Annotated in this window: 9 protein-coding genes and 1 tRNA gene; 3 read left to right on the plus strand and 7 right to left on the minus strand. The window is 36.1% G+C overall.

Annotation, left to right across the window (positions count from 1 at the left end; translation table 11 throughout):
* The first annotated feature begins 120 nt into the window (after positions 1 to 120).
* Positions 121 to 1,038, plus strand: a complete 918-nt coding sequence (locus tag ACP5P5_RS12550; RefSeq protein WP_428286462.1) for a molybdate ABC transporter substrate-binding protein — start codon at positions 121 to 123, stop codon at positions 1,036 to 1,038.
* A gap of 41 nt (positions 1,039 to 1,079) precedes the next feature.
* Here ACP5P5_RS12550 and ACP5P5_RS12555 read toward each other — a convergent pair whose 3' ends face one another.
* Entirely contained in the window at positions 1,080 to 1,700 is a 621-nt protein-coding gene (locus tag ACP5P5_RS12555) for a class I SAM-dependent DNA methyltransferase (RefSeq protein ID WP_428286463.1), read from the minus strand.
* Positions 1,701 to 1,906: 206 nt separating this feature from the next.
* Between ACP5P5_RS12555 and ACP5P5_RS12560 the strand changes: the two genes are divergently transcribed.
* Entirely contained in the window at positions 1,907 to 2,752 is an 846-nt protein-coding gene (locus ACP5P5_RS12560; RefSeq protein WP_428286464.1) for a class I SAM-dependent methyltransferase, read from the plus strand.
* Positions 2,753 to 2,858: 106 nt separating this feature from the next.
* Positions 2,859 to 3,839, plus strand: coding sequence for an aldo/keto reductase (locus tag ACP5P5_RS12565; RefSeq protein WP_428286465.1), 981 nt, complete (start codon positions 2,859 to 2,861; stop codon positions 3,837 to 3,839).
* 16 nt (positions 3,840 to 3,855) lie between these two features.
* On the opposite strand, the gene ACP5P5_RS12570 is transcribed toward ACP5P5_RS12565, so the two are convergent.
* From ACP5P5_RS12570 to ACP5P5_RS12595, 6 genes are all read right to left on the minus strand, one after another.
* Positions 3,856 to 4,104, minus strand: coding sequence for a hypothetical protein (locus tag ACP5P5_RS12570; RefSeq protein ID WP_428286466.1), 249 nt, complete (start codon positions 4,102 to 4,104; stop codon positions 3,856 to 3,858).
* Between the two features lie 210 nt (positions 4,105 to 4,314).
* A complete protein-coding gene (locus ACP5P5_RS12575) occupies positions 4,315 to 4,566 on the minus strand; it encodes a hypothetical protein (RefSeq protein WP_428286467.1) in 252 nt (83 codons plus the stop codon).
* 320 nt (positions 4,567 to 4,886) lie between these two features.
* Positions 4,887 to 5,300, minus strand: a complete 414-nt coding sequence (locus ACP5P5_RS12580) for a hypothetical protein (protein WP_428286468.1) — start codon at positions 5,298 to 5,300, stop codon at positions 4,887 to 4,889.
* 12 nt (positions 5,301 to 5,312) lie between these two features.
* Positions 5,313 to 6,500 (minus strand): hypothetical protein, encoded by a 1,188-nt coding sequence (locus tag ACP5P5_RS12585; RefSeq protein WP_428286469.1) that lies wholly within the window; start codon positions 6,498 to 6,500, stop codon positions 5,313 to 5,315.
* Positions 6,501 to 6,795: 295 nt separating this feature from the next.
* A tRNA-Arg gene (locus ACP5P5_RS12590) sits at positions 6,796 to 6,867 on the minus strand.
* Between the two features lie 239 nt (positions 6,868 to 7,106).
* A partial coding sequence (locus ACP5P5_RS12595) for a DUF6607 family protein (protein WP_428286470.1) occupies positions 7,107 to 7,363 on the minus strand: 257 nt, incomplete at its 5' end.

A 7,363-nucleotide genomic window follows, 5' to 3' on the forward strand; every position in this document is an offset into this window, starting at 1 on the left:
TTGATGCAAAATACTTCTTCATAACCGTTTATTATTGAGCATTACCGAATATGATAAGGCTTCAATACTTTGTTACTGCAACTTTGCAACATATTTACTCATTTCCATAAATCCTTTTGTATGAAATTTGTTTTGATGTTTATCCTAATGCTGTTGATGGCTTCTACCCCACTGCAGCCTTTTGCACAGGCACATCGATATGACCCACCTTGGAACACTCCTCCTAAAAGTGCCTTAAACTTCACAATTCCGGGTGTAGACAATGTACCCGATTTATATGGCGATATCAATAATGCACAATTAGTCATCTTCTTTGCCGGCAATCAATACATGTGTGTGGGCGATTTAATTGAGGCTTTTAAAAGAAAATACCCGCAATACCAACGCGTATTTGCCGAAACATTACCTCCCGGCATTTTAGCGCAACAAATTGAAGGTGGATCCATTACCATTGGCAACTTACGCATCACTTTACAGGCGGATGTATATACTGCCGGTAAAAGCCGTATGTTACAAATGCTTCCCTATGTAACTGATACTGCTACTTATGCCTTTAATAAATTGGCTATTATGGTGGCAAAAGGCAACCCGAAACATATTCACAACCTAAACGATTTGGGTAAGGCCGGCGTAAGAGTTAGTATGCCTAACCCTGAATGGGAAGGCATTGCCAAACGTATTGAAGAAGCTTACATTAAAGCCGGCGGCGATGCATTGAAGAAAAGAATTATGGTGCAGAAAGTTCAAAACGGCTCTGCTTATCTTACACAAATACACCACCGTCAAACACCCATGCGCATTATGTATGGTGAAAGCGACGCAGGACCCGTTTGGTATTCTGAAGCATTTTACCAACAAAGCATTGGCCATCCGCTTCAAATGGTTACACTTCCCGAATCTCAAAATGTGAATGCCATTTATATGGCCGGATTATTGAAAAAAGCACCTCACGCACAAGCCGGTAAAGATTTTTTGCAATTCCTAAAAACAGATACCGCTAAAGCTATTTATCGGAAATATGGATTCACAACTCCTTAAACATTCAATTCATCCTTTTTACAAAAGCCAATACCGTTAGGTTATTGGTTTTTTTGTGCCGTTAATAAAAATACCGGATATTTTTTCCCATTATTTCTTTCAATAGTAAAGCAAGTTTGATGTTGCACTTGATTGAATCCAAGGTTGTTTAGTTGCTGCCCCAGTTCATCCGGATTAAACCCTTTATGCACCTGCATGCCGGGCTCATGAAAACTACCATCTTCTGAATATAAGTCGGCAATAGCTAAGTAACCGTCAGTATTTAACAATTCATGAAAAGTTTGAAATATAGCCGGCACATCCATAATATGGTGTAACACCATTTGTGTATAAATAATGTCAAACTTTTCATTATAAGTCCCATTTTCTAAATCGAGTGCTACAGTACGAATATGTGGTGTTTGATAATAAGCTATTTTTTCTTCACACACTTTCAGCATCTCAGCCGAATTATCCATTAATACAATTGCTTTAAAAGCATCTTTTAAAATAAAACTTAGTAAGCCCGTCCCGGCACCATATTCCAATGCTTTCCAATTGTTTTGTAGCGGTATCATTTGTTGTAAAGCAGCAGCAATGGCCATCGACCGTTCTTGATGGATTTTATCTTTATCCCAATCTTTGGCTATCGTATTAAAATGATCCTTACTATCTGTAATCATCTTTAAAAATTATGTAGTTTTTAATAAAATAAACCTGCATTTACTTAACATTATCAAATGCAATTTTTATTTTGTTTGACAAATATCTGTTACTAATAACAACTAAAGCATTTTTTTGTTGATTAAAGCCCTTTACTAATTCCTGTTTAAAAACCAAATGACTAATTTTCTTTTACCTTGCTTTTACTAACCAAAATTATTTTGTTATGGAACAACCATTGGAAGAAATACGCAACAAACAAAAAGCTTCGTGGAATAAATTTTCGTCCGGCTGGAAAAAATGGGACATGCTTACAATGGATTTTTTACAACCCATAGGCAATAGCATGATTACTTTCATTAACCCCAAGCACCAGTTAATGGTTTTAGATATTGCCTCCGGCACCGGAGAGCCCGCCTTAACCATTGCAGAAAGGTTGCACAAAGGCAAGGTAGTTATGACAGACTTGTCGGATAAAATGTTGGATGTAGCACGAGAAAAGGCTACAAAAAAAGGTATTCTCAATGTAGATACTGTGGTGTGCGATGTATGCGAATTACCCTTTGCCAACAATACCTTTGATGCTGTTACCTGCCGCTTCGGGTTTATGTTTTTTCCCGATATGCACCTGGCGGCACGGGAAATGATACGGGTATTAAAACCCGGCGGCAAATTGGTTACGGCCGTTTGGGGTGTACCCGAAAAAAATATTTGGGTTACAGCCATTGCTAACTCCATTCAACAACATCTGCAATTACCTGTACCTCCTCCTGAAGCACCGGGCATGTTTCGTTGTGCTAAAAAAGGATTACTAAAAAATATTTTTGAACAGGAGCAATTAAAAAATGTATTTGAACAGGAAGTAAACAGCCAACTGCACAGTGGCACTGCAGAAATGTATTGGAATATGATGACTGAAATTGCTGCCCCATTTGTTAGTGCCCTTAGTAAAGCCGATGCAAACACAGCTGCCACCATTAAAAAGGAAGCTATACAAACAATAGAACAGCATTTTGGCAAAGTAAATGTATCTATTGATGCATCAGCCCTTGTAATTGGCGGAGAGAAGTAACAATCTGCAAGATAAAATGATTACTGTAAGTTTAACACCAAGATTACTAATTGTATCATTTACTGTGCGAAATTTACCTATCATTTAATCATAAAAAACAGGCACCATGGAATATGTTCGTTTTGGCAATACCGGTTTAAAAGTTTCTAAAATTTGTTTGGGCACTATGACTTATGGCCGCCCTACAGAACGTTGGCCATGGGCTTTAAACGAAGCCGACAGTATCCCCTTTATTAAAAAAGCTTTAGACTTAGGTATTAATTTTTTTGATACAGCCGATATTTATTCCTATGGCGCCAGTGAAACAGTATTGGGTAATGCTTTAAAAAAATACACCAGCCGCCACGAAGTGGTGATTGCTACCAAAGTATTTAACCCCATGAGTGCTAATCCTAACGATGGGGGCTTGTCGCGAAAGCACATTATGCACTCTATTGATGCCAGTTTAAAAAGATTACAAACCGATTATGTGGATTTATATCAAATTCATCGCTGGGATTACCAAACACCTATTGAAGAAACCATGGAAGCCCTGCACGATGTGGTAAAAGCCGGTAAGGCCCGTTATATTGGCGCTTCCTCTATGTTTGCTTGGCAATTTGCCAAAGCTTTGTATACTGCAGATGTACATGGGTGGACCCGTTTTGTATCTATGCAGCCGCATTATAATTTAATATATAGAGAAGAAGAAAGAGAAATGATACCCCTTTGTATGGACCAAAAAATTGCTATTATACCATGGTCACCATTAGCTCGTGGTTTATTAACCGGAAAACGCACTGCTGCCCGCAATGAAACATTGCGTGCTCAAACAGATGAATACGGTAAAAAATTATACCAAAAAGAAAGTGATTTTGCCATTGTGAATGCAGTAAATGCTTTAGCAGAAAAACGTGGTTTACCGCCAGCTCAAATAGCATTAGCCTGGGTACTTAGTAAACCCTACATTACAGCACCTATTGTGGGGGCCAGTAAACCCGGGCAATTAGAAGATGCCGTAGCAGCTTTGGAAGTTCAGCTTTCACCAGAAGAAATAAACAGTTTAGAAAGTTTATATGAACCGCACCCCGTTTTAGGGCATCAGTAAGTTGTTTATTTGAGCATTAATTTTTTAATACTTCTTCAAAAATTTCACGCACCATAGCTGTGTATAGTTCTAACTCTTTTTTGGTGCAAGGCGGAATTTGAATTTTTTGTAAAGCGGTTTTAGGAAAATAAAAAGTACTGCCAAACTCTTTTACTATATCGTCTTCATGCACCTCTACCTTATACACCGTGTTGGGGTACGATATTAGTTCTGTAACCTTTGCAACATTGCTTTTGCCGTTGTAATGAAAACTAATGGTTGTCATAAGATAAGTTTGCTTTAAAGAATTTGAATGGGCAATTCCAATTCTAAAAAGTAAAGAATATACTTTTAAATTTAGACAAATTTACCCCCACAAATTGGAAAAAGCCGATTTTAGGGGTTTTACTACATCGTTTTCAAGGTGCCAACTACAAGTATGGCAATGAAGTTAGTATAAGCAAAAAGCAGTTTAAAAAATTAAATAGCTACACTTTCATTTCCCATCAATTGCGCTTCGCACTTTATTTTCAAATATTCCGGTACTGCATACTTCTAAAACAATATTATACCATAAATTATCAGTGGTAGTAGTGTTGTTGGTAGCATTGGCGGTTTGGCCAAAACCTGCAATGCGGGCATCGGTATAGGCTAAGTTTATTTGTAAATAAGTGTGGTTGTTTTGTTCGTACAAATGCATCATCCATGCACCATTTAAAATGGAAGGACGAATAGTAGGTTGTACCATTGTCCAATCGCGGTATTTTGAACATACCAAATAGGCTAAACTATCGGTGGGTGCATCATTGGCATTTTCCTATGTGTAATGTTTTAAAAATGAAACCTTATCGGTTATAAGAACGCCATCCGCTTTATCCAATGTTTTTAATCCAATTCCTTCTCTCATAAAAAATTAATTAATGCATCCCATGCTGCTGCTTTGCTCAATTCGGTTGAAAAAGTATAACCGGCTTTATGATAAGTACCTTTTAAAGGAACTACATGCATGGCACAGGAACTACATAAACAGAGCAAAAAAATAACGAAAAGGTTTTTTATAAAAGAAATTTAATATTTTACAAAATTGGCATAATAATTAATGGATAGGTTATTGGTATTTATCTTCAGTTGCAGGCTAACCGTATTTAATTGCGTAATTAATAAACGGGCAGTATCGGTACTTCCCATTAAGCTTAATTGATTATTGGTTACTTTATAGGTAGTATAAGTAGTTCTTCCACCTAAAATATAATATGCCGTATCGTTGGCTTTAAACTGCAACGAGTCAGCAAAATTGGCAACAAATGCAGTATCATAAACAGTGCGGGAATTATATAATTTACCCGCCAAATTCAGGGTATCAATTTGGCTGTTTTGATAACGCCAATTACCTACAATAGCAGCAGTATAGTTCACACTATCCTTTTTCTTACAACCAATTGCAATGAATACCGCCAATACCATGAATAATACATATTTCATACAATCTATAATTTAATGAATGGGTTTTTTTAATTGATTTACATAAGCAGTATCACGGTAATACACTCCGTTATAAGTAGTAACAAAAAGGTATTTTCCTGCTCTTGTCAGGGAAGTTATTCTTGAATTGTTCGGAATGCCGGTATTGTTCAGTTCATTCAAATAAAAATTATTCCCATTCATGCCCACAATAAAAAGTTTATTGGAACCCATAATGGTAGCATAAAGTTTATCATCAATTATTCTGAATACATAACCTGAGCCATTGGGGTTGTTGGCAATAGTATTGAATTGTTGCCATGTTTCGCCCTTATCGGTTGAGTAAAAAATATTGCCGTAGGAATTAATGAATAAATTATTACCGATTGTAAACATATTATAAAATTGGAAATTATTCCCTACCGTTGGGCTAACCGGATTATACCCAAATGCCTTTACATTACCCAATGTATCAATTCTATATAACTGGCTATTGAAATAAACAAAAAATTTGTTGAAGAATGTTGCACAATAATAATAAGAGGTTGCGGTTAATGTTCCGGCTGCCGGCGATAAACTAACCATTTTTACAGAAGACATATTGGGATGTGTGGGTATGCCGGGCGGACCAATAAAACTTGTATCTAAATTTACTAAATCAAAACGAACGGTTTTATAATCAGCCGTTTCTACCGGCGACAGCATATAATGGCCGCTATTCAAGGGGTATGATCCTACCGGATAGCATTGGTCAGGCGAAGCGTAAAGTTGGCTAAATATACTATTTAAACCCGGCGTATAATTGGGCACATAAATAAACTGAGAAAACTGATTATTATAAGGTATATGCAAAATATTGATGGTATTATTGGTAGCGTAATAGATGCAGTAATTATTATAAAAATTTATGGCAGAAGTGGCTTGTAAATTATCATTAACATTCAATAGATTCGTAAACATTCCATTACTGAAACCATTTTTGCCAACGTTTACCGTATAGTAGAACGTGCCGTTGGCCACCACCAATAAGCTATCATTAAAACAACCACTATTGTAAAAATTGGCACCAATAAGATTTACTGCATCTAAAGATTGCCAGCTATTATTGATATTACTGGTAGTGGACTGCACTATTTGTGTAACCGTTTTTTTGCAGCCAACCAAAAATAACAGGCCGGCAACCATTATTGCCAATGCCGGCATTGCTTTTCTCTCTTTCATAAGCAAAAAATATTATTCAAAAATAACCCTAGCGATATATAGAAAAAAACGTATTTCTACGTATTATAAAATTTATTTTTTTAATTTGTAATCTTTTTTAAACTGAGTATATGCTACAAATGCAGGCAGATAGGCATTTTAGAGGGTTTAACCCAAAAAGATAGCATTGCATTAAAGAATCATTAAAAAGCTAGTATTTTTAAAAATCTATATTCTGATAATGCTGTTTTACAAAATGAACGCAAAAAAAGCAGCTTGAATAGCTGCTCGTATTAATAAAAAAGATGGCTGAATGTGGTCTCACCAAGAATCGAACTTGGATCTAGAGTTTAGGAAACTCCTATTCTATCCATTGAACTATGAGACCATTGACTTTTACAGGTAAAGAGGGCCACAAATGTAGGCGTTTCCTTTGTAAATTAGAAAGTAGGATTGCATAAAAATGCTTCTAAGCAGGTTATAGCTTAACAAACAAAATTGATATCCTCCGACCATAAAAAGCCTCTTTGTTAATGTCTTTTGTTGGCATATTTTGTCCAAATTTAAGTGACGATTATTCGTCAACCTATTTTAGGACAAGACATTAGGCTTATTCCTTTGTATTTTCTACTCTATAAATTTAATAATCTCTGTCTTTATCCTACTGTCAATCTCTGCATCACTTACTTTTTTTGAGTTATAATCGTCCAACAGAGTAAAGAGGTACTGATATAAGAATTTGCCATCAACTTTTGCTTTAAGTTTAATGGTATCATGTGTGTTCATATATGCTGTCCAAACGGTTTGAACTTTTAGCCAATATGCTTTGTTATGCTCCCAATAATTTTTAGCTGCTGCACATTCGCTATTTGCAATTCTCTTAT

It is taken from the genome of Hydrotalea sp., assembly GCF_049968455.1.
Lineage (GTDB): Bacteria > Bacteroidota > Bacteroidia > Chitinophagales > Chitinophagaceae > Hydrotalea.

Excerpts from the sequence above, each read along its gene's own strand:
- ACP5P5_RS12565 (WP_428286465.1), top strand. The coding sequence starts at position 2,859 with ATGGAATATGTTCGTTTTGGCAATACCGGTTTAAAAGTTTCTAAAATT.
- ACP5P5_RS12575 (WP_428286467.1), bottom strand. The coding sequence starts at position 4,566 with ATGGTACAACCTACTATTCGTCCTTCCATTTTAAATGGTGCATGGATG.
- ACP5P5_RS12580 (WP_428286468.1), bottom strand. The coding sequence starts at position 5,300 with ATGAAATATGTATTATTCATGGTATTGGCGGTATTCATTGCAATTGGT.
- ACP5P5_RS12585 (WP_428286469.1), bottom strand. The coding sequence starts at position 6,500 with ATGAAAGAGAGAAAAGCAATGCCGGCATTGGCAATAATGGTTGCCGGC.
- ACP5P5_RS12555 (WP_428286463.1), bottom strand. The coding sequence starts at position 1,700 with ATGATTACAGATAGTAAGGATCATTTTAATACGATAGCCAAAGATTGG.
- ACP5P5_RS12570 (WP_428286466.1), bottom strand. The coding sequence starts at position 4,104 with ATGACAACCATTAGTTTTCATTACAACGGCAAAAGCAATGTTGCAAAG.
- ACP5P5_RS12550 (WP_428286462.1), top strand. The coding sequence starts at position 121 with ATGAAATTTGTTTTGATGTTTATCCTAATGCTGTTGATGGCTTCTACC.
- ACP5P5_RS12560 (WP_428286464.1), top strand. The coding sequence starts at position 1,907 with ATGGAACAACCATTGGAAGAAATACGCAACAAACAAAAAGCTTCGTGG.